Origin of the sequence: Thermosynechococcus sp. NK55a, from assembly GCF_000505665.1 — a bacterium.
In the GTDB taxonomy this organism is placed as follows: Bacteria; Cyanobacteriota; Cyanobacteriia; order Thermosynechococcales; family Thermosynechococcaceae; genus Thermosynechococcus.
In genome coordinates, this window is sequence record NC_023033.1 from 1,371,684 (window position 1) to 1,390,952 (window position 19,269).

Sequence of the window (19,269 nt, forward strand, 5' to 3'; positions counted from 1 at the left end):
CCATGCCGCTGCCACGCATTCTTGAACCCGAGGTCATGGAGACACCAGAAACCGCTGCTGCCTATGACGCAATGGATTTTACTGCTGTTAACACTGCCTTCTGTGAAGATTTAGCCGCGGTCTTGCCCACTGTGGAGCAACCTCTAAGGGTTTTGGATGTGGGTACAGGGAACGGGCGAATTCTGCAAATGCTGCATCAACGGTACCCCCATTGGCAACTGACAGGGATTGACCTCAGTCCAGCCATGTTGGCGATCGCTCGCCACCACAGTCCACAATTAACCTTTATTGAAGGGGACGCCAAAACTTTGCCCTTTGCCGCAGCCCGCTTTGATGTGGTCATCAGCAATAGCCTTGTCCACCACCTAGCCGACCCTCAGCCCGCCCTAGGGGAAATGCTGCGGGTGCTCCGTCCCCAGGGTACCCTATTTATTCGCGATCTCTGTCGTCCGCAAACGCTGGCAGAACTGCAAGCCTTGGTTGAGCAATATGCTGGCCAAGACACACCTGAACAGCAGCAACTTTTTGCTGACTCCCTCCATGCGGCACTGACCCTAAGGGAAATGAGTGATCTCTTGAGAACATTGCCGCAGCCGCCGCAGCAGTGGCAAGCCACCCTCACCTCTGATCGCCATTGGACCGTCGTGGCACAGCGCTAATGAACCGACGGCAATACTTTATGGCTTTGTTGCCCAATGCCAAAATTCAGGCTGAAGTGACCTGCCTCAAGCAGTATTGTTGCGATCGCTACCAAAGCCAAGCGGCCCTGCGCTCTCCTCCCCATGTCACCCTCTATCCCCCCTTTTGGTGGCCGGATGCGGCAGTAGCAGCTCTGGAGCAGGCCCTAGAAACCTTTTCCTACCAAGCCGCTCCCGTGGAATTAATCTTCGATGGCTTTGCTGCCTTTGCGCCGCGAGTCATTTATATTCACGTGGCACCCACCCCAGCCCTAAAAGACCTCCAAGCACAGCTCGTCAAAGCAGTAGTGAAGCCCCTGAACCTTCCCCCGACGCAACGCCATCCCTTTACCCCCCACATGACGATTGCCTTTCGCGATTTAACCAAGGAGAACTTTCGCCACGCCTGGGCCGAATTTCAGGAGAAACCCTTTACTGCCCGCTGTTGGGTATCCCACCTCACACTGCTGGTGCACAATGGCCGACGCTGGCAGATCTATCGTGAATTTTTGTTAAGAAATTTTGCCCCTGCTGCCCCTTGAAATCAATTGGCAACAAGTCAATGACTTGATTTTTGCCAACCGCGGAATTATGATGCAAGGAACACTTTTCTCTCAGACTTCCTAAAATCAGAAGTAGAGCCCTTTGCCCAAGGATGGCACACGCTCAAAACTGTGAAAGCCCCGGGGGGAGAGAATTGTCTTTCCTAATATTTTAGATATTTTAGATAAAGGGTTGTAAGAGAATATTAAAACCTTGGTAGCGATAAATACTTAGTTACTTTCATGCTATGGGACCTGAGGAAAGTGCTGATATGAGGGGGATAGTTGTGTTTTCTGTCCTTTGGAACAACAGAGTTGAATTCAGCCCCTTCCATGATCTGAGGAATTTTAGGGAGTCAATGTATCAGCAGTAGCCCATTGCTGAGGACAAGGTTATGAAACTGGAAGATATCTACACCTTTTTCCGCCAACCACCGCCCGTTTACCTGAGTAAGGAAGTTGCAGTGTGCTATGTGCTTTATACCCTTGTGGAAAAAGGGGATTCCTATGGCACGGCACTGATTCAAGCCATTGAAAATGAATATCCCCTCTACCGCCTATCCGATACTGTTCTCTACAGTGCCCTCAAATTCCTAGAAGATGAGGGGATTATTGATGGCTATTGGAAAAAGGTCGAAGGTCGCGGTCGGCCTCGGCGGATGTACCACATTGTCGGCGAAAAGGAGCAACAGGCGCGAGAACTTTCGGAGCTTTGGCTGCGCTATTTGCAGGAACATCCCCACCGTCAGGAATCATCTTAGGAGTCGAGCTGGCGCAGGCGATCGCGCACGGCTTGGATATCCTGCCACGTCAACCATTTGGGGCTGCCCGGCTCCCGCGAGTTATTGCGCAATAGATAGGCTGGATGAAAGATGGGCATACACCAGCGCCCCTGCCATTCAATCCACTGGCCACGAATTTTTGTAATCCCGCGATTATCTTTCAGCAATCCAGACACAGCCGTTGCCCCCGCCAGCAGAATAATGCGGGGGTTGACCAAGCGAATCTGCTCTAATAAGTAGGGTATACAGGCCGCTGCTTCAATGGGTGTTGGGACACGGTTGCCAGGAGGACGGCATTTAACAATGTTGCAGATATAGGCGTCCCGCTCACTGTCGAGATTGACCGAAGCAAGGATTTTATCGAGGAGTTGCCCCGCCTTACCAACAAAGGGGCGGCCACTTTCATCCTCTGCTTGACCTGGTCCTTCCCCAATAATCATCAACTTGGCAGCAGGATTACCCCGGCTGACCACCACATGGGTACGGCTGGCTGCTAAATCACAGCGTTGACACTGCTGACAATGTGCCGCAAGGGCCTGCAAGTTGCGGTAGGTGCCAGCGGGGATGGGCACCTCAGCCCGTAGGGGAATTTGATCATAGGTGGCAGCATCCAGGGGCGTCGCTGGTGCAGGTTCAGCTTCTGTGGGGCTGTCAAATAAGCTAAATTGCAACGGCTCACTCATGCAGATCGTAAATTCCTGAGAATAATGTTAAAGAAACTTCACGAAACTTAGGAAAAACTTAGGACAAGTCACACCAATTTTATGGCGATCGCCAGAACCTTAATTTATCTCACAAAAGTATTTTACAAATTAATAACTACGACGAAACAGGTTTCCCACTGCATTGTATAAAAAATACCTGAAGGGTTTAACAACACGGCCGTTGTTTCCCAGGCCCCTTTGCGGAACAACCCATCAGTGATCGTTAGACCTTTCCGTCACGCCAAGAGCGTTGCACGTTTTTTAAAAAACACACCAAGGATCAGCTTGGTCGCTCTCGGGTTGCTTGACACAGCCCTTAGGGAGTTGCTGATCAACCCCCTAAAAATCCTGCCTTTTCTCTGTGGGCAGGAATGTCAAGAAGGTCTCACTTCTTTAATAACCTTTAAGGAGAATTGATCCATGCTAGATGCATTTGCCAAAGTTGTCGCTCAGGCCGATGCCCGGGGTGAATTCCTCACCAACGCCCAGTTCGATGCCCTGTCCAACTTGGTGAAAGAAGGCAACAAGCGTCTGGATGCTGTCAACCGCATCACCAGCAATGCCTCCACGATCGTTGCTAACGCAGCTCGTGCCCTCTTTGCAGAGCAACCCCAACTGATCCAACCCGGTGGGAATGCCTACACCAACCGTCGTATGGCTGCTTGCCTGCGCGACATGGAAATCATCTTGCGCTATGTGACCTACGCCATTTTGGCCGGTGACTCCAGCGTGCTGGATGATCGCTGCTTGAACGGTCTGCGGGAAACCTACCAAGCCCTGGGGACGCCCGGTTCCTCTGTGGCTGTGGCCATTCAGAAAATGAAAGATGCCGCGATCGCGATCGCCAATGATCCCAATGGCATCACCCCTGGCGATTGCAGCGCCCTGATGTCTGAAATCGCTGGCTACTTTGATCGGGCCGCTGCCGCTGTTGCCTAAGTAAGGCACCTTCGACGTTCTCTAACTTTGACCGTTCTGAACACGCACATTTTTTAGGGAGATATTTTATCCATGAAAACGCCGATTACTGAAGCTATTGCCGCCGCCGATACCCAAGGTCGTTTCCTCAGCAACACCGAACTGCAAGCGGTGGATGGTCGCTTCAAGCGCGCTGTGGCCAGCATGGAAGCGGCTCGCGCTCTGACCAACAATGCCCAGAGCCTGATTGACGGCGCAGCCCAAGCGGTGTATCAAAAATTCCCCTACACCACCACCATGCAAGGCTCTCAGTATGCCTCGACCCCCGAGGGCAAAGCCAAGTGCGCCCGTGACATCGGCTACTATCTGCGGATGATCACCTACTGCCTCGTAGCGGGTGGCACCGGTCCGATGGACGAGTACCTGATTGCCGGCTTGTCTGAAATCAACAGCACCTTTGATCTGTCGCCAAGCTGGTATATCGAAGCTCTGAAATACATCAAAGCCAACCATGGCTTGACCGGCCAAGCTGCGGTGGAAGCCAACGCCTACATCGACTACGCCATTAACGCCCTCAGCTAATAGGCGTTTCCCTTTGTTGCCCGGTGAGGTAAGCAGATGTTGTCGGCGTTGGGCTGACCCTTTGTTTACAACACCGGGCTTGTTTGTACCCTCGATATTTAGGAGTTTGTACCGTGGCTATTACTGCTGCTGCTTCGCGCTTGGGTACCTCCGCCTTCAGTGATGCTCCGCGGGTGGAGCTGCGTGCCAACTGGAGCGAGGAAGATTTGGAGACTGTTATCCGTGCCGTTTACCGCCAGGTCTTGGGCAATGACTATGTCATGGCATCGGAGCGTTTGGTGAGTGCGGAGTCACTGTTGCGCAATGGCAAAATTACCGTGCGGGAGTTTGTGCGCGCAGTGGCTAAGTCGGAACTATACAAAGAGAAGTTTCTCTACGGCAATTTTCAAACCCGTGTCATTGAACTGAACTATAAACATTTGTTGGGGCGGGCACCCTACGACGAGTCAGAAGTGATCTTCCACTTGGATCTCTACGAAAATGAAGGCTTTGATGCCGACATTGACTCCTACATTGATTCCCCTGAATACACCAATAGCTTTGGGGATTGGGTGGTGCCCTACTATCGCGGGTTTAATACCCAGCCAGGTCAGAAAACCGTCGGCTTTAACCGCATGTTTCGTCTCTATCGCGGCTATGCCAATAGCGATCGCGCCCAAGCGGAAGGCAGCATGTCCCGTTTAGCACGGGATTTGGCCACCAACCGTGCCAATACGGTGGTGCCACCTTCCAATAGTGATACGGCCTTTGCCTACTACACCCCCAGTGCCGATGTCCCCCCACGGGCTTGCTTAGGCGGTTCCTTTGGTGAAAGTGGCCGCGTCTATCGCATTGAAGTGGCGGGGATTCGCCAGCCGGGCTATCCAGGGGTGCGCCGCAGTAGTACCGCCTTCTTGGTGCCCTATGAGCAACTGTCAGCAAAAATGCAGCAGCTTCAGCGGACGGGTGCTCGCATTGTCAGTGTCAATCCTGCTTAGGAATATTTAGCGTCCTTTTGAGATTGGGAGTCAGGTGTCATGTTTGGTCAAACTGCGTCTGGAAGTGCTGCCCTTAGCCCCTCCGGCGCGCGGGTTTTCCGCTACGAGGTTGTGGGTCTACGTCAAAACGAAGAAACCGACAAAATGGGGTTTCCAATTCGGCGCAGCGGCAGCACCTTTATTACGGTGCCCTACAGCCGCATGAATGAAGAGATGCAGCGCATTACCCGCATGGGGGGCAAAATCGTTTCTATTACCCCAGTGGTTGCCTCCTAGGTAGCTGATGTCAGGAGAGGGAATGACGGCGGTCTCTGAACCGGTACAGCTTACGGTTTCCCAAATGCTGGCGCAGCTTCAGGGGGCGGATACCAGTCTTCGCTACTATGCGGCGTGGTGGCTGGGGAAGTTTGGCCTAGAAACAGCAACGGCAGCGGAGCGGCAGGCTATTGTCAGCGCTTTGATTGCGGCTTTGGCCGATGAAGCCGATCGCACAGAATTGGGGGGCTACCCCCTACGGCGAAATGCCGCCCGGGCATTGGGTAAGCTCGGCGATCGCCAGGCCGTGCCGGCGTTAATTGAGTGCCTGCGCTGTGAGGATTTTTATGTCCGGGAGGCAGCAGCCATTGCCCTCGGTCAATTGGGAGATCCGCGGGCGATCGCTCCCCTACAATCGCTCCTAGAAGGCGGTGTGGCAATGGCGCGGCTGGTCCCCGGTCGCCCGCATCTGGTGCAGCCAGTGGCAGCCGTGATTGAAAGCCTGGGTCACCTTGGCGCCACCGAAGCCATTGCCCTCATTGAGCCCTTCTTGACCCATGAAATGCCGCAAGTGCAATTTGCCGCTGCGCGGGCACTCTTTCAGCTGACGGGGGACGCGGTGTATGGCGATCGCCTCCTAGCCGCTCTCACCAGTGAAGATGTGCAACTGCGGCGGACAGCTCTTCTGGATTTGGGAGCGATGGGGTATCTGCCAGCAGCGGAGGCTATTTTGCAGGCGGGTGTTGAGGCCAGCTTCAAGCTCATTGCCCTCCACGGCATCCTAGCACAGCAATTGCAGCAGGCTGCCCCAGCCGAACAGACCCTCTCCCTCTTTCAAGGATTGGATCAACTGCTGTGAGTGATCTCCACGCCTATATCCATGCCGTTGAGACCGCCAGCTCTGCGCCGGCGTTGCGGGAGGCGGTGGTTCAGCTTGCCCAGCAAAAAAACACCGCTGCCATTCCAACGCTGATTGCCGTTTTGGGGTACAACAACCCCGCTGCTGCCCAAGCTGCTGTAGAAGGTCTCATTGCCCTTGGGGATGCTGTAGTAGAGCCCCTGTTGGCAGAGTTGGATGGGTATAACTACGGTGCCCGTGCCTATGGGGTGCGTGTCTTGGGGAGTATTGGTCATCCGGCCGCCCTGCAGGTCCTATTGGCTGCTGCGCAGTCGGATTTTGCCCCCAGTGTTCGCCGCGCCGCCACAAAGGCCTTGGGAACGCTCCGCTGGCAGTTAATCCCTGAGGAGGCGGCAAAAGAGGCCCAGTTAAAGGAAGCACTGGCGGTTCTGCAGCGCAACAGTGGAGCAGCGGATTGGGCAGTTCGCTATGCCGTGGGGGTTGCCCTTGATCATCTGTATCAGCAGGCAGCGGCCCGCGCGATTCGGGAAGCTGTGCGTTCACTCCTGAATCATTTGAGCGATCGCGACCCCGATATTGTTGTGCGTTCCCGTTGTCAACTTGCCCTCCAGAGGGACTCTCTATCCATGCACACCTCATCCATGCACACCTAAAAGGATTGAAAAGTTATGTCGTTACCCTTGCTGGCTGTGAAGCCCAGAACCCTTGACCAGCGGGTGGTCAGTTATGAAGTCCCCGCCGAGGATGATCCCGTCATCTACCGCCTCACCGATGCCACCGATGCCGCAGACGTGGATGCCCTGATTTGGGCAGCCTATCGCCAGATTTTCAGCGAGCACTTGATTTTGGCCTCCTACCGTCAGCCCTTCCTAGAATCTCAACTCCGCAATCGTGCCATTTCCGTACGGGATTTTATCCGTGGCTTGGGTAAGTCGGAGGTCTATCGCGAGCAGGTGGCAGCCGTCAACTCCAATTACCGCCTTGTGGATATTTCCTTCAAGCGATTCCTTGGCCGCCCCACCTATGGCCAGCAGGAGCAAATTGCCTGGTCGATTATCCTTGCAACCCGTGGTCTAGAAGGGTTTATTGATGCCCTCGTGGACAGTGACGAGTACCAGCAAAACTTTGGTGCCGATATTGTCCCCTACCAACGGCGGCGGCGCATGGCCCGTCCTTTTAACCTCGTTAATCCCCGCTACAGCGACTACTGGCGCAACAAGGAAATCTCCCTGGGTGGCCGTTCTTACTATCAAGCGCGCTACTACGGTTCAGGGCCACTCGACAAGCAAATTGTCCGAGGCGCAATTCCAGCCAACTTCCTTTCTATGGCGCGTTCAATCGTGGTGCCCACCCTCGATACGCAACGCCATGTGGCACGGGCCACCTCAAGTTTGGTGAAGGTTCCCAGCACTGCCCAAGAACGGGATTTGCCGCCCACCCCCGTCAAACCAGTGCCTGTTGCGTTGCCCTACCGTTATTTGCCCTCTCAACCAAAGGTGTAAGCCATGACGATTCCCTTGCTGAGCTATGCCCCCAGTTCTCAAAATCAGCGGGTACCGGGCTACGAAGTACCCAATGAAGAAACCCCCTGGCGCTATTCCCTTGAGGATGCAGTGGATCAGTCGGATATTGATGAACTGATTTGGGCAGCCTATCGCCAGGTATTTAGTGAACACGTGGTCCTCAAGAGTACCCGCCAGCCCCATTTGGAATCACAACTGGCCAATCGTGCCATTTCGGTACGGGATTTTATTCGCGGCTTGGCCAAATCAGAGACATTCCGCCGCCTAGTGGTGGAGACGAACTCCAACTATCGCTTGGTGGAAATTGCCCTGAAGCGGCTGCTTGGGCGTGCTCCCTACAACAAAGATGAAGAACTGGCGTGGTCCATTCGCATTGCCACCGATGGTTGGCAGAAATTTGTGGATACCCTTGTGGACAGCGACGAATATACGCAAAACTTTGGCGATAACACCGTGCCCTATCAGCGTCGTCGCTACAAAGATCGCCCGTTTAATTTGGTTACCCCTCGCTATAGTGACTACTGGCGCGATAAGTTAGAAAGCAGTCGCTACAAGTGGGGTGACATCCGCAACTTCCTAGAGATGGCACGATCGGTCAAGGTGACGCCCGTGCAATTCAAGCCGGTCTCCACGGCCAATGTGCAAATCCCTGATACCACGCGGCGCGATCGCCCGACTGTCCCGGCCTCGATCAACCCGACGGCGAGCTTTCCGCTGCGCTAGCTATTGTTTCACTCTTTGACTTGGGAGAGATCCATGGACTTACCTCTAATTGCCTACAAGCCCACGACTCAAAACCACCGCGTCGCTAGCTTTGGCATTGCCGATCAAAACGAAGATACCCCCTATATCTATCGTCTTGAGGATGCGGCCTCCTACTCGGAAATCCGGGAGGTAATCTGGGCCTGCTATCGGCAGGTGTTTAGTGAGCATGCCACCTTGGCTTTTAACCGTCAAATCACTTTGGAATCGCAATTAGTGAACCGAGTGATTACGGTGCGGGACTTTATTCGCGGTTTGGCCAAATCAGAGCGCTTCTACAATACAGTGGTGGTCGTAAACGACAACTACCGTTTAGTGGATGTTTGCCTACGGCGGTTTTTGGGGCGCAGTGCCTACAATGAAGAGGAAAAAATTGCTTGGTCAATTAAAATTGGCACCCTTGGCTTCTATGGCTTTGTCGATGCCCTACTCGACAGTGAGGAATACACCAATGCCTTTGGTGACTTTACGGTGCCCTACCAGCGCAAGCGGATGGAGGGACGTCCCTTTAACCTTGTGACACCGCGCTATGGTTTTGAATATCGCGACAAAGTGGGCACCACCAAGACAGATTGGCGGTTTACGCTGGAGAAATTCTACGATCGCAAGTTCCAGGAGCGGCGGCTACCGGAGGGCGATCCCCGCAAATACCGCGATTTGGCAGCAGCGATCGCACCCAAAACTCGCTATGCTCAACAGTTGCGGGCCGCTGATGTTGACTACCTTGCCAAAGTGCCCCGCCGGCGTTAAAGCGCACTGATCATTAAATGTCCTCTAGTGGTTGAGCCGTCGGTCATACTACTGGCGGCTTTTTTCCATGGTGGTTCTTTTGAAACCCAATCTATGAGCATCTCGCATGGAGGTTGGTTCTTTCTTGAACTATGGGCAATCACCTTCTCCCCTGGCTGGTCAGCGCCCTTATCACTGCCACCGTTGTACCGGCCAGTAGTCAAGTTACGATTCCATTTACAGTCAGCGTCAGTCCCGATCGCCCTGTTTTAGGAGATACGCTGGCTATTGTGATCAACACTTCCGAAGAGCCTACCGCCGAAGTGGCGGGCAAAGCACTGCCGGTGTTCTCCATTGGCCCACAGCAATGGCGTGCTTTTGTGGCAACAACACCGCTCCAGACCCCCGGCCGCCGTTCCTTAGTGGTTCGGGCAGGAAATCAAACCCGCAACCTGCTGCTTTGGGTGGGCGATCGCGCCTTTCCTGTGCAACGCATTTGGCTACCACCGGGCAAGGACGCCTCAGGAACAGATTTTGAATTTGATCGCGTGGATGCCTTTAAGGCACTGGTCACCCCCCAACGACTCTGGCAAGGTGCCTTTCGCCGCCCCAACAGTGGTCCTGTAACCACCCCTTACGGTGTGCAGCGATATTACAACGGCGTTTTTGCCAAGGACTATTTCCATCGCGGTTTGGACTATGCAGGCCCCAAGGGATCACCGGTAGTGGCAGCTCAGCGGGGACGGGTTGCTCTCGTGGGACGAGAGTCTCAAGGGTTTCTGATCCATGGCAACACGGTCGGTATTGATCATGGACAGGGGGTGCTGACGATTTACCTGCACCTTGATCAAATCCGCGTTCAAGAGGGACAACTGGTTGAGGCAGGGGAAGTCATTGGCACCGTTGGCAATACGGGTGCCGCCACAGGCCCCCATCTCCACTGGGGACTCTACGTCAATGGCGAGTGCGTCGATCCGAGATCGTGGCTAGCTCAGGGGTGGCAGTAGTTGTTACAGGAACTCCACTCCCTGCCTAGTTTAGGGTCAAGAAATGGGGGATAATGCTACTTCAGAGGTAGTCACTTACTACCGTTGCCGCTGATAAGATTTGGGAGTTAGCAACAATGACCATTTTGTTTCAACTGGCCTTGGCTGCCCTCGTCATCCTGTCCTTTGTGATGCTGATTGGTGTACCCGTGGCCTATGCCTCTCCCCAGGATTGGGATCGCTCAAAGCAGTTAATTTTCCTTGGCTCCGGGCTATGGATTGCCCTAGTGCTGGTGGTGGGCGTTCTCAACTTTTTTGTGGTTTAGTCCCGCCAGCGTTGGCGATAGACTTCATACAAGAGCACTGCCGTGGCGATCGCCACATTCAGGGATTCGACAGTTGGCTCCTGAGGAATCCGCAGAGCAGTAAAGCTGAGATCTTGGTAGGCCGGGGGTAACCCTTGGCCTTCATTGCCCATGACCAACAAGGTGGGTTGACGGAAATCCCCTTGCCAGTAGATCAGGGGCGCAGTCGGTAATGTGACAACAATTTGCCATCCTTGGGCTTGATAGGCCTTGAGGGTTGCCAAACCGTCGGTAACAGTTTGCATGGGTAGGCGAAACCACTGACCGGCACTAGCGCGCAACACTTTCGGATGAGTCATGTCGACGCAATCGGCAGTCAGCAATAGACCCTCAACCCCCACTGCGGCAGCGGTGCGAATAATCGCTCCCAAATTGCCCGGATCTTGAAGGGTCACTAAACACAGGCCCAAAGACTGGAGCGGCAATGCAGGCAGGGGTGTATAGTCGGCAACGGCGACGACGCCATCGGGGGTGGTTGTTGTACAAAGGGCAGCAAGGACTTCTTCACTGACTTCAAGGGCGCGATCGCTGCTGTGGAGAAGCTGCTGCCAAAATGTTGGAGATTGTTTTGCTTGCCAAGCGCTGGTATAGCAAACCACAGATAAGTGATAGCCACTTGCCAGTGCCTCTTGGATCAAATGAGTCCCCTCTAAAAGCAAGTGCCCTTGGCGATATTTGCGGTGGTGCAGCTTACGAATCGAGCGCACCAGCTGATTCTGGCGACTGGTAATGATCACTGCTGAATCCAGCGCTCAAGAAAACGTTCCAGATAGGGAGCCAAGAGTGCTGTTTGAGCCGCTTGGGCCTGAATTTCTGCTGCCGATTGAACATAGCGATCGGGGACCAGCTCGTGCTGACAGTGCTGAATCAACTCCCCCAGACCTGCAGGGGTCACTTCTAGGTGAAACTGAAGACCAACAACGCGATCGCCCCACAGGAATCCCTGCTGTGGACAAGCGGCACTTTTGGCGAGGAGAATCGCGCCCGTGGGTAGGCTAAACATATCCCCATGCCAATGCAGCACCGTCAGTTGGGGTGGCCAATCCTGAAACCAGGGATGGGCTTGGGCGGCTGCTGTGAGTTCAATGGGAAACCAGCCGATTTCCTTCGTAGGTGCAGCGGTGACCGTTGCCCCTAAGACATGTGCCAACAGTTGAGCACCGAGACAAATCCCTAAAATGGGTAAGCCATTGGCGATCGCCTGCCGCAAAAAGGCTTTTTCAGCCCCCAACCAGGGATAGAGCGCCTCATCGTATACCCCCATGGGGCCACCCATGACGATCAGGGCATCTACCTCCGTCAATGCGGGTAGCGGCTCGCCCGCATAGAGATGACTGCCTTGCCAATCAAAACCACGGGCGATTGCCCACTGCGCAATATGGGCGGGGGTCTCAAAGGGCACATGCTGGAGGTAGTGCAGCCGCATGCATCCCCTTAAGAAGAACTACCGCCTTGATTGCCAAGGATACGGGATTTATACTCGTTGACCCTTTGACCCAATTCCCGGCGACCCGATTCAAAGAGGACATAGCGATAGAGAAACCAACAGGTGTAGCCAAAGCCGACGAGTTCACAGGTTGGCCCTAGGAGGGGAATCGCATTCACCACTTCCAAAATGGCAACCGCTAGTGCCACAAAAGGAACAGTGGCGAGAATAATGAGAAGAGTACGCAGGGACTGCTGGTATTCGCCCAGAAATTCACTCACCTGATCGGGAAAGACTGTGAGGAGCCAATAGAGTTTTTCGCGAGCCTGTTGCCACTGTTCATCCGTGAGACCACCCACCTTTGGCGTCGTTGTCTGAGACTCTACTTCCGCTAAGGGTGCTGCCGGCGGTGTTGGTTCAAAAATGGGCTTTTCTGTATGGGTGGTTTCTGTGGTTGGGGATATCTCAAATTCATTCATGGGCTTAAGTTCCTTCAGTACCTCAGCAAGTTTAGGCTAAGTTCACCGATCAGCGTTGGCTAACAGCTAATAATTGTTTAACATAGGTGGTGCCTTACCGCTAGCATCCCATTGTCTCAAAAAACGGCGCTACTCATTGAGCACCCAAGTATCCTTGCTCCCTCCCCCTTGGGATGAATTCACCACCAATGAGCCGCGCTTCATGGCCACCCGCGTCAGGCCACCAGGATGGACATAAATTTCCTTGCCATACAGAATATAGGGGCGTAAATCCACATGGCAGCCAACAATTTCATCCCCCAAAAGGGTGGGCACCCGCGACAGCGAAAGCGTGGGCTGGGCAATGTAGTTGCGGGGATTGGCTTTGATGCGTTCGGCAAATTCTGCCCGCTGTTCAGCCGTAGCTTGACCACCAATCAGCATGCCATAGCCACCGGACTCGTTGGCAGATTTTACCACGAGGGAATCGAGGTTCTTGAGCACATGGTCCAACTGTTGGGGCTCCCAGCACAGGTACGTGGGCACATTCGGCAGTAGGGGTTCCTCACGGAGGTAATAGCGAATCATTTGCGGCACATAGGCATAAATTACCTTGTCATCGGCCACACCAGTTCCGAGGGCATTGGCGATCGCCACCCGCCCTTGGCGATAGACTTCCATCAGACCCCTGACCCCCAGCACCGACTCCGGACGAAATACCGCTGGATCAATAAAGTCATCATCAATGCGGCGATAGACCACATCCACCCGCTCAAGCCCCTTGGTGGTGCGCATTTGGAGGTAACCATCGGCCACTACCAGATCCCGCCCTTCCACAAGCGTCACCCCCATTTGCTGCGCAAGGAAGGAATGCTCAAAATAGGCGGAGTTGTATATTCCCGGCGTCAGTACCACCACCGTCGCATCCGGTAGGCCGGGGGGGGCAAGGTTCAACAGGGTTTCTAGTAGATGGCTGGGGTACTCGTCCACAGGTTGAATGTGCAGTTCTTTGAAAAGCAGGGGAAAGGTGCTTTTCATCACTCGGCGGTTTTCCAGCACATAGGAGACCCCCGAAGGACAGCGCAAGTTATCCTCTAGAACATAGAATGTGCCATCGCGATCGCGCACTAAATCGGTCCCCGTAATATGGCACCAGATCCCTCCTGGGGGCTTCAGGTCATGGCAGGGACGTAAATAGCCCTTAGCTGACTCAATTAACTCCCGGGGCATGACACCATCCTTAATAATTTTTTGATCGCCATAGACATCAGCAATAAATGTATTGAGTGCTACAACCCGTTGCTTTAGACCCCGTTCAAGGGCTTGCCACTCTTGGGCTGGAATGACCCGCGGCAGAATATCAAAGGGCATGATCCGCTCGATGCCCTCAGCAGCACCATAGACCGTGAATGTGGCGCCAATATTAAACATTACCTGCTGTGCTGTTTTTTGGCGCTGCTGGAGCTGTCCCGCTGGGAGCGATCGCACCCGTTGCAACAGCGGTTCAATAAAAGGTCGTGGCTGTTCTTTGGCAAGAAACCACTCGTCGTAAAAATCTCCCGGATCGTAGTTGTCAAATTCCCGCATTGATATTCCTTTGTGGCAATTTCCCTCAATGGTCTTGCTCTAGAGGCGTGGGCAAATCGGAAACCGCCACTAGATGAAACCCCATTTGACAACGAAAATGTTGGCATCCCGCTTCAGCGGTACTCCCTAGAGGCGCCCCACAACGAAGCTGACCCTCCTGCCAGCGGGGTTGGCCTTGGCGATCGGCAAACAAGCAGGATTGACACACAGACTGTGACGGTAAAATCTGGTTTTGGGTGAGGATCACCAGCATCGGACACCTCCCACGGATCAGAGCCTTTAGTAGAGAGTCTTTATAGAACCTGGCCGAAAAAAGACTCCAACCCTAGTGCTTTCATTTTATCGTGAAAGCCTAGCGGATATAGTTGACTGCAACTGCTAACTTTGCTACAAATTGCAACTCACAGTCCGCTGCTTAAATCGGCAGCAAAGACTGTATGGGGAAGAGGGTTTGCTAGGATAAATAGGCTAAGACTAATAGAATGATTGTCACCCCTTGAGCTGTAATCCATGTTTGACGCCCTTGCCGAACGCCTTGAATCTGCTTGGAAAACCCTACGGGGTCAAGACAAAATTACGGAAAACAATATCCAGGAAGCTCTTAGGGAAGTGCGGCGCGCCCTATTAGAGGCCGATGTCAACCTACAGGTCGCCAAAGACTTTATTGAAAACGTCCGTCAGCGGGCGATCGGTGCCACAGTCATTGCCGGGGTTCGTCCCGATCAGCAATTTATCAAAATTGTTTATGATGCCCTCGTTGAGGTCATGGGGGAATCCCACAGTCCCCTTGCTCACGGGGAGTCACCACCCACGATTATTCTCATGGCGGGTTTACAGGGAACGGGGAAAACCACCGCCACCGCAAAGTTAGCTCTGCACCTACGCAAAGAAGGCCGCAGTGCTCTGTTGGTGGCTACCGATGTCTATCGTCCCGCTGCCATTGACCAGTTGATGACCCTTGGCAAACAAATTGATGTGCCCGTGTTTGAAATGGGTACAGAGGTTAGCCCTGTGGAAATTGCTCGCCAAGGGGTGGCCAAAGCCAAGGAACTGGGTGTGGATACCGTGATTATTGACACTGCGGGGCGCCTACAAATTGATGCCGAGATGATGGCAGAACTGGCGGCCATTAAGGAAGCAGTACAACCCCACGAAACCCTCTTGGTGGTGGATGCGATGACCGGGCAAGAGGCGGCCAACCTCACCCGTGCTTTCCATGAGCAGGTGGGGATTACGGGGGCCATTCTCACCAAGCTAGATGGCGATACACGCGGTGGCGCAGCTCTCTCGGTGCGTCAGGTCTCTGGACAGCCGATTAAGTTTATTGGTGTTGGTGAAAAAGTCGAAGCTCTCCAGCCTTTCTATCCCGATCGCTTGGCTTCGCGCATCTTGGGGATGGGGGATGTCCTCACCCTTGTCGAAAAAGCCCAAGAGGAAGTGGACTTGGCCGATGCCGAAAAAATGTCCCGCAAAATCCTCGAAGCCCAGTTTGACTTTGATGACTTCCTCAAGCAACTGCGCTTGCTAAAAAATATGGGTTCCCTGGCGGGAATTATGAAGCTCATCCCCGGCATGAATAAAATTTCAACGGAGCAACTCCAGCAGGGGGAACAGCAACTGAAGCGGGCAGAAGCAATGATTAACTCCATGACCCGCGAAGAGCGCCGCAATCCTGAACTTCTTGCCAGTTCCCCCAGTCGCCGTGAACGGGTGGCCAAAGGTTCCGGTTATCAAGTAGCCGATGTTACAAAGTTGGTCAGCGATTTCCAACGCATGCGATCGCTGATGCAGCAGATGGGTCAAGGGAGCTTTCCGGGAATGGGGATGCCGGGTCTGAACCCAATGGGTCGAGGGGGACGTGCCCAGACTGCCAAAAAGCCCAAGAAGCAAAAGAAACGCAAGGGCTTTGGTGTTCTCTAAGCACTGCCCTGACTACAAGGGGCGATAGACCCGATAGTTAATGTGGGGGAAGATATTGTCAATCGCTTCCACCTTTTCCAGCCAGCCGGCATCAATTTTTTGTGCCTTGATGTCATCGTAGAGCTTGTGGAAGCGCATCAGGTGGCTACGGGTGCGGCGAACCGCATAGGGCACCATCGTTCCCGTCCGCATAATAAAGGCCCAGTCGGAGGATTGGGCAAGGAGCAATTCCCGTGCCGCTTGGTTGAGGGCACGCCAACTCAGTTCATCCCACGGCTCCCCTTTGGCCAGTTCGATCATCCGTTCAGCAGCCTTATGGAGGTGAGGGTAAATCCAAGCATTGGTGTCATTCAGCCAATATTCATGAAAGCCCTTGTAGCCCCAACTGGACTGGGAAGGACGGCACACCTGCTGGGTGGGATGGGCGCGCAGATAGTCTGCCAAGTGGGTCATGGTAAAGGTGTCTTGGTCAAACCAGACCTTGCGGAAGAGAAAGTCAAGGAACCAAGGCCCTTCATACCACCAGTGGCCATAGAGTTCAGCATCGTAGGGAGAGACCACAATCGGCGGACGCTGCATCAGTTGGTACAGGTAGCGAATTTGGTTTTCGCGGTTGAACATGAAATTGGCAGCGTGTTCGGCAGCTTTTTCCCGTGCCCAGTAGGGGTCATAGAGCTGCTTATCCCCTAGACCAAGGCCACGCCCAGTAATTTTGTGGTACTTAATCCCGGTATTTTTGCGTTGGCCATTGGGCATGATATAGGGCTTGATGTATTCGTAGTCCGCTTCCCAACCCAAGTCCTTGTAAAACTCACGGTATTCAGGTGCCCCCGGATAGCCCACCTCCGATGACCACACCTGCTGGGAGGATTCGTGATCACGGCCAAAGGCAGCCACCCCAGTTTCGGTAAAAATGGGGGCATAGGTGCCAAAGCGAGGGCGGGGACGAGCATAGAGAATACCGTGGCCATCGGTAATGAAATAGCGCAAACCAGCATCCGCCAGCATTCGCTCTAGGCCTTCGTAGTAGGCGCACTCTGGTAGCCAGATGCCCTTGGGTGGACGCCCAAAGGTTTGCTCGTAGTGCTCACAGGCCACCTGTAGTTGTGCCCACACCGCTTGGGGATACATTTTCATTAGGGGCAGGTAGCCGTGGGTGGCACCACAGGTAATGATTTCCAGGTTATTAGTGTCTTGAAACTGCTTAAAGGCCTTGATGAGGTCGCGATCGTAGTTTTCCCATGTCTGCCGTACGCGGTTGAATTCTTGGGCATAGTGCTCGGCTAGGTAGCGGATATGGCCATTGTAGGTATTGTGCTCTACCTCTAGTTCCGCCAGTTCCTCTAGTTTTGCCAAGTGCTGATCGTAGCGTTCCTGCAACAGCGGATCCCGCAGCATTGAAATTAATGGCGGCGTCATACTCATTGTGATTTTGAAGTCTACGCCGTCACGCTTTAGCCCCTCAAACATCCGGATCAGGGGCACATAGGTTTCCGTAATCGCCTCAAAGAGCCACTCTTCTTCTAAAACGTAGTCACTCTCGGGGTGGCGGACAAAGGGGAGGTGAGCATGCAAAACCAGCGCTAAATAACCAATTGCCATAGGAAGTTTGCCTATTGATGTATTTGGGACAACGGCGGGGGATCAATGAGATCAGTTGAGTTTCCCCCATCTTAGGCGAAATAGCCAAATCTGCAACGGGTCATTTTTATCTTTTCTTCACATTTATCGTTAGTCTGACATTTTTGCCATGGAGGGTACTACGTATGGCCGGTATGGCCGCCAACCCACGCCGCAGAATTTCGGTTCTGGGCAGGGATGGAGAATCTCAACCAGAATTTCTAGGGAATCCACTAGGCGAGGCCCCGGACGGTTGAAATAGGCGTTGCCATCCACAATGTACAGTTGACCGGTTTGCAGGGCACGCAATTGCTGCCACTGGGGATGGGTTTGCAATGCTTGGTCAAGCTCTTGCTGGGTGCGTTCCAGGTCAAAACCACAGGGCATGACAAGGATTACTTCGGGGTCGATCGTCAGCAGGGTTGACCACTCAATGTAGGGGGAATGCTTGCCGGCGGTACCCAGCAGATTTTCACCGCCCGCCAGTGCAATTAATTCTGGGATCCAGTTGCCACTGGCCATGAGGGGGTCAATCCATTCAATAGTTACCACCTGGCGGCGGGGGCGATCGCTCACCCGGCTTTGACAGGCGCGAATCCTCGCTTTCAGGTCACTCAGCAGGGGGTCTGGAGCAACCCCAAGGATCAGACCCACCCGTCGGATATCTTCCCAGACATCCTCAAGGCAATGGGGTTGGAGAGAAATTAACTGCGGTGGCGGCTCCAGAAGTTCGGCGATCGCCCGCTGGACCTCTGCCAAGGTAACCGCACACACATCGCATTGATCTTGGGTAATAATGTGGGTGGGTTTTAGCGCTTGCAGAGTCGCCAGGTCTAAGTCATAAATGCCCAAGGCCGCTTGCAGCAGATCCTGAACCGCTCGATCAATGGCTAAACTCGACTGTTGGGCATCTAACCTAGCCCGGGTACAGACAGGCAATGCCTTGACTGCAGGCGGATAGTCACACTCATGGCTGCGACCCACAAGAAACGGCAGCAACCCCAGAGCAGCAACAATTTCTGTGGCACTGGGCAGAAGAGAAACAAGGCGCATTTTAGGGCTAATGCCAGGAGCCAGAATTGAACTGGCGACACGAGGATTTTCAGTCCTCTGCTCTACCAACTGAGCTATCCCGGCTTGAAAGTGCTTTATGATTTTAGCAAGCGTCTAGGTGCGATGACAAGTCTCTCGGGCAATCATTTCTAGGAATGCCACCATGTCTCGCCTGAAGTGTCTGACCATGCTTGATCGCTTACAACCTTAGAAGACCCCTGCGCCGAACATCTGCTAGAGGCTCCACTCCTTATCTGTGTTCGGTTTTAGAACAACACCGCCTATCGAGCGACGCTCCTATTGAGGAGGATGCTGCTCGGATTCAGAACAACGATGTACCTAAAAGCTTTGGGGTGATTCGTGGCTAACCCTGAATCTCCTCCGTCAGGACACCTTTGTCGAAGGGCCTCAGGGCAAAAGGTTTGAGGGCAGGGGAGGAGGATGACTACCCCGCTCCTGGTTACTGCCTGAGTCTGGGGCTTGACCACAATTCGCGAGCCCACTAAGCTGCCCTTATAGTGACAGTCCCCTTGTGGAGTCTCCT

At 53.8% G+C, this 19,269-nt stretch carries 23 protein-coding genes and 1 tRNA gene; 15 read left to right on the plus strand and 9 right to left on the minus strand.

Going from position 1 to position 19,269, the window contains the following annotated elements:
* Positions 1-2 precede the first annotated feature (2 nt).
* The 3 genes from NK55_RS06570 (at position 3) to NK55_RS06580 (ending at position 1,980) form a co-directional block, all read left to right on the plus strand.
* Entirely contained in the window at positions 3-659 is a 657-nt protein-coding gene (locus NK55_RS06570) for a class I SAM-dependent methyltransferase (protein ID WP_024124988.1), read from the plus strand.
* On the plus strand, positions 659-1,219 hold the full coding sequence (locus NK55_RS06575; RefSeq protein WP_024124989.1) for a 2'-5' RNA ligase family protein: 561 nt from the start codon (positions 659-661) through the stop codon (positions 1,217-1,219). Before NK55_RS06570 ends, NK55_RS06575 begins: the two co-directional genes overlap by 1 nt.
* A 395-nt stretch (positions 1,220-1,614) precedes the next feature.
* Positions 1,615-1,980 carry a PadR family transcriptional regulator gene (locus NK55_RS06580; protein WP_024124990.1) on the plus strand — a complete coding sequence of 122 codons (366 nt, stop codon included), beginning with the start codon at positions 1,615-1,617 and terminating at the stop codon, positions 1,978-1,980.
* Here NK55_RS06580 and NK55_RS06585 read toward each other — a convergent pair.
* Positions 1,977-2,684: a uracil-DNA glycosylase family protein gene (locus tag NK55_RS06585; protein ID WP_024124991.1), complete on the minus strand. Its 708-nt coding sequence runs from the start codon at positions 2,682-2,684 to the stop codon at positions 1,977-1,979. The two genes, NK55_RS06580 and NK55_RS06585, sit on opposite strands and share 4 nt — an antisense overlap.
* Positions 2,685-3,125: 441 nt before the next feature.
* Here NK55_RS06585 and NK55_RS06590 point away from each other — a divergent pair, with 441 nt between their 5' ends.
* From NK55_RS06590 to psbZ, 11 genes are all read left to right on the plus strand, one after another.
* Complete coding sequence (locus NK55_RS06590; RefSeq protein ID WP_011057792.1) at positions 3,126-3,644, plus strand: phycocyanin subunit beta; 519 nt, start codon at positions 3,126-3,128, stop codon at positions 3,642-3,644.
* A gap of 72 nt (positions 3,645-3,716) precedes the next feature.
* Positions 3,717-4,205 carry a phycocyanin subunit alpha gene (cpcA, locus tag NK55_RS06595; protein ID WP_024124992.1) on the plus strand — a complete coding sequence of 163 codons (489 nt, stop codon included), beginning with the start codon at positions 3,717-3,719 and terminating at the stop codon, positions 4,203-4,205.
* A gap of 113 nt (positions 4,206-4,318) precedes the next feature.
* The gene (locus NK55_RS06600; RefSeq protein ID WP_024124993.1) at positions 4,319-5,182 is read left to right on the plus strand and encodes a phycobilisome linker polypeptide; all 864 of its coding nucleotides are present in this window, start codon (positions 4,319-4,321) and stop codon (positions 5,180-5,182) included.
* 39 nt (positions 5,183-5,221) lie between these two features.
* Positions 5,222-5,458, plus strand: a complete 237-nt coding sequence (locus NK55_RS06605) for a phycobilisome linker polypeptide (RefSeq protein ID WP_024124994.1) — start codon at positions 5,222-5,224, stop codon at positions 5,456-5,458.
* Positions 5,459-5,465: 7 nt separating this feature from the next.
* Entirely contained in the window at positions 5,466-6,296 is an 831-nt protein-coding gene (locus NK55_RS06610; RefSeq protein ID WP_041429115.1) for a HEAT repeat domain-containing protein, read from the plus strand.
* Positions 6,293-6,949, plus strand: a complete 657-nt coding sequence (locus NK55_RS06615) for a HEAT repeat domain-containing protein (protein WP_024124996.1) — start codon at positions 6,293-6,295, stop codon at positions 6,947-6,949. The genes NK55_RS06610 and NK55_RS06615 overlap by 4 nt, the downstream gene beginning before the upstream one ends.
* A gap of 15 nt (positions 6,950-6,964) precedes the next feature.
* On the plus strand, positions 6,965-7,798 hold the full coding sequence (locus NK55_RS06620) for a phycobilisome rod-core linker polypeptide (RefSeq protein ID WP_024124997.1): 834 nt from the start codon (positions 6,965-6,967) through the stop codon (positions 7,796-7,798).
* A gap of 3 nt (positions 7,799-7,801) precedes the next feature.
* A complete protein-coding gene (locus NK55_RS06625; RefSeq protein ID WP_024124998.1) occupies positions 7,802-8,542 on the plus strand; it encodes a phycobilisome rod-core linker polypeptide in 741 nt (246 codons plus the stop codon).
* Positions 8,543-8,575: 33 nt separating this feature from the next.
* Positions 8,576-9,331: a phycobilisome rod-core linker polypeptide gene (locus NK55_RS06630; RefSeq protein ID WP_024124999.1), complete on the plus strand. Its 756-nt coding sequence runs from the start codon at positions 8,576-8,578 to the stop codon at positions 9,329-9,331.
* Positions 9,332-9,462: 131 nt separating this feature from the next.
* Positions 9,463-10,317: a M23 family metallopeptidase gene (locus NK55_RS06635; protein WP_024125000.1), complete on the plus strand. Its 855-nt coding sequence runs from the start codon at positions 9,463-9,465 to the stop codon at positions 10,315-10,317.
* Positions 10,318-10,433: 116 nt separating this feature from the next.
* Positions 10,434-10,622: a photosystem II reaction center protein PsbZ gene (gene psbZ, locus NK55_RS06640; RefSeq protein ID WP_024125001.1), complete on the plus strand. Its 189-nt coding sequence runs from the start codon at positions 10,434-10,436 to the stop codon at positions 10,620-10,622.
* Here psbZ and NK55_RS06645 read toward each other — a convergent pair.
* The 5 genes from NK55_RS06645 to NK55_RS06665 all read right to left on the minus strand — a co-directional run bounded on the left by NK55_RS06645 (position 10,619) and on the right by NK55_RS06665 (position 14,385).
* Positions 10,619-11,395 carry an RNA methyltransferase gene (locus tag NK55_RS06645; protein WP_041429650.1) on the minus strand — a complete coding sequence of 259 codons (777 nt, stop codon included), beginning with the start codon at positions 11,393-11,395 and terminating at the stop codon, positions 10,619-10,621. The two genes, psbZ and NK55_RS06645, sit on opposite strands and share 4 nt — an antisense overlap.
* A complete protein-coding gene (locus tag NK55_RS06650; protein WP_024125003.1) occupies positions 11,395-12,087 on the minus strand; it encodes a type 1 glutamine amidotransferase in 693 nt (230 codons plus the stop codon). Before NK55_RS06650 ends, NK55_RS06645 begins: the two co-directional genes overlap by 1 nt.
* 8 nt (positions 12,088-12,095) lie before the next feature.
* Positions 12,096-12,566 carry a CAAD domain-containing protein gene (locus NK55_RS06655; protein WP_024125004.1) on the minus strand — a complete coding sequence of 157 codons (471 nt, stop codon included), beginning with the start codon at positions 12,564-12,566 and terminating at the stop codon, positions 12,096-12,098.
* Between the two features lie 129 nt (positions 12,567-12,695).
* Complete coding sequence (locus NK55_RS06660; RefSeq protein WP_024125005.1) at positions 12,696-14,132, minus strand: circularly permuted type 2 ATP-grasp protein; 1,437 nt, start codon at positions 14,130-14,132, stop codon at positions 12,696-12,698.
* Positions 14,133-14,157: 25 nt separating this feature from the next.
* A complete protein-coding gene (locus NK55_RS06665; RefSeq protein ID WP_024125006.1) occupies positions 14,158-14,385 on the minus strand; it encodes a hypothetical protein in 228 nt (75 codons plus the stop codon).
* Positions 14,386-14,642: 257 nt separating this feature from the next.
* Between NK55_RS06665 and ffh the strand changes: the two genes are divergently transcribed.
* Positions 14,643-16,052 carry a signal recognition particle protein gene (ffh, locus tag NK55_RS06670; protein ID WP_024125007.1) on the plus strand — a complete coding sequence of 470 codons (1,410 nt, stop codon included), beginning with the start codon at positions 14,643-14,645 and terminating at the stop codon, positions 16,050-16,052.
* A gap of 12 nt (positions 16,053-16,064) precedes the next feature.
* Here ffh and NK55_RS06675 read toward each other — a convergent pair whose 3' ends face one another.
* The 3 genes from NK55_RS06675 to NK55_RS06685 form a co-directional block, all read right to left on the minus strand.
* Positions 16,065-17,654, minus strand: a complete 1,590-nt coding sequence (locus tag NK55_RS06675) for a glycoside hydrolase family 57 protein (RefSeq protein WP_024125008.1) — start codon at positions 17,652-17,654, stop codon at positions 16,065-16,067.
* Between the two features lie 129 nt (positions 17,655-17,783).
* Positions 17,784-18,725, minus strand: coding sequence for a cobalamin-binding protein (locus NK55_RS06680; RefSeq protein WP_024125009.1), 942 nt, complete (start codon positions 18,723-18,725; stop codon positions 17,784-17,786).
* A gap of 11 nt (positions 18,726-18,736) precedes the next feature.
* Positions 18,737-18,809: transfer RNA gene (locus tag NK55_RS06685), tRNA-Phe, on the minus strand.
* Positions 18,810-19,269 lie beyond the last annotated feature (460 nt).

What these genes read in the sequence shown, in the direction of transcription:
- NK55_RS06570 (WP_024124988.1), top strand. Translation starts at nt 3, where the DNA reads ATGCCGCTGCCACGCATTCTTGAACCCGAGGTCATGGAGACACCAGAA.
- NK55_RS06575 (WP_024124989.1), top strand. Translation starts at nt 659, where the DNA reads ATGAACCGACGGCAATACTTTATGGCTTTGTTGCCCAATGCCAAAATT.
- NK55_RS06580 (WP_024124990.1), top strand. Translation starts at nt 1,615, where the DNA reads ATGAAACTGGAAGATATCTACACCTTTTTCCGCCAACCACCGCCCGTT.
- NK55_RS06585 (WP_024124991.1), bottom strand. Translation starts at nt 2,684, where the DNA reads ATGAGTGAGCCGTTGCAATTTAGCTTATTTGACAGCCCCACAGAAGCT.
- NK55_RS06590 (WP_011057792.1), top strand. Translation starts at nt 3,126, where the DNA reads ATGCTAGATGCATTTGCCAAAGTTGTCGCTCAGGCCGATGCCCGGGGT.
- cpcA (WP_024124992.1), top strand. Translation starts at nt 3,717, where the DNA reads ATGAAAACGCCGATTACTGAAGCTATTGCCGCCGCCGATACCCAAGGT.
- NK55_RS06605 (WP_024124994.1), top strand. Translation starts at nt 5,222, where the DNA reads ATGTTTGGTCAAACTGCGTCTGGAAGTGCTGCCCTTAGCCCCTCCGGC.
- NK55_RS06610 (WP_041429115.1), top strand. Translation starts at nt 5,466, where the DNA reads ATGTCAGGAGAGGGAATGACGGCGGTCTCTGAACCGGTACAGCTTACG.
- NK55_RS06620 (WP_024124997.1), top strand. Translation starts at nt 6,965, where the DNA reads ATGTCGTTACCCTTGCTGGCTGTGAAGCCCAGAACCCTTGACCAGCGG.
- NK55_RS06625 (WP_024124998.1), top strand. Translation starts at nt 7,802, where the DNA reads ATGACGATTCCCTTGCTGAGCTATGCCCCCAGTTCTCAAAATCAGCGG.
- NK55_RS06630 (WP_024124999.1), top strand. Translation starts at nt 8,576, where the DNA reads ATGGACTTACCTCTAATTGCCTACAAGCCCACGACTCAAAACCACCGC.
- NK55_RS06635 (WP_024125000.1), top strand. Translation starts at nt 9,463, where the DNA reads ATGGGCAATCACCTTCTCCCCTGGCTGGTCAGCGCCCTTATCACTGCC.
- psbZ (WP_024125001.1), top strand. Translation starts at nt 10,434, where the DNA reads ATGACCATTTTGTTTCAACTGGCCTTGGCTGCCCTCGTCATCCTGTCC.
- NK55_RS06650 (WP_024125003.1), bottom strand. Translation starts at nt 12,087, where the DNA reads ATGCGGCTGCACTACCTCCAGCATGTGCCCTTTGAGACCCCCGCCCAT.
- NK55_RS06655 (WP_024125004.1), bottom strand. Translation starts at nt 12,566, where the DNA reads ATGAATGAATTTGAGATATCCCCAACCACAGAAACCACCCATACAGAA.
- NK55_RS06660 (WP_024125005.1), bottom strand. Translation starts at nt 14,132, where the DNA reads ATGCGGGAATTTGACAACTACGATCCGGGAGATTTTTACGACGAGTGG.
- NK55_RS06665 (WP_024125006.1), bottom strand. Translation starts at nt 14,385, where the DNA reads ATGCTGGTGATCCTCACCCAAAACCAGATTTTACCGTCACAGTCTGTG.
- ffh (WP_024125007.1), top strand. Translation starts at nt 14,643, where the DNA reads ATGTTTGACGCCCTTGCCGAACGCCTTGAATCTGCTTGGAAAACCCTA.
- NK55_RS06675 (WP_024125008.1), bottom strand. Translation starts at nt 17,654, where the DNA reads ATGGCAATTGGTTATTTAGCGCTGGTTTTGCATGCTCACCTCCCCTTT.
- NK55_RS06680 (WP_024125009.1), bottom strand. Translation starts at nt 18,725, where the DNA reads ATGCGCCTTGTTTCTCTTCTGCCCAGTGCCACAGAAATTGTTGCTGCT.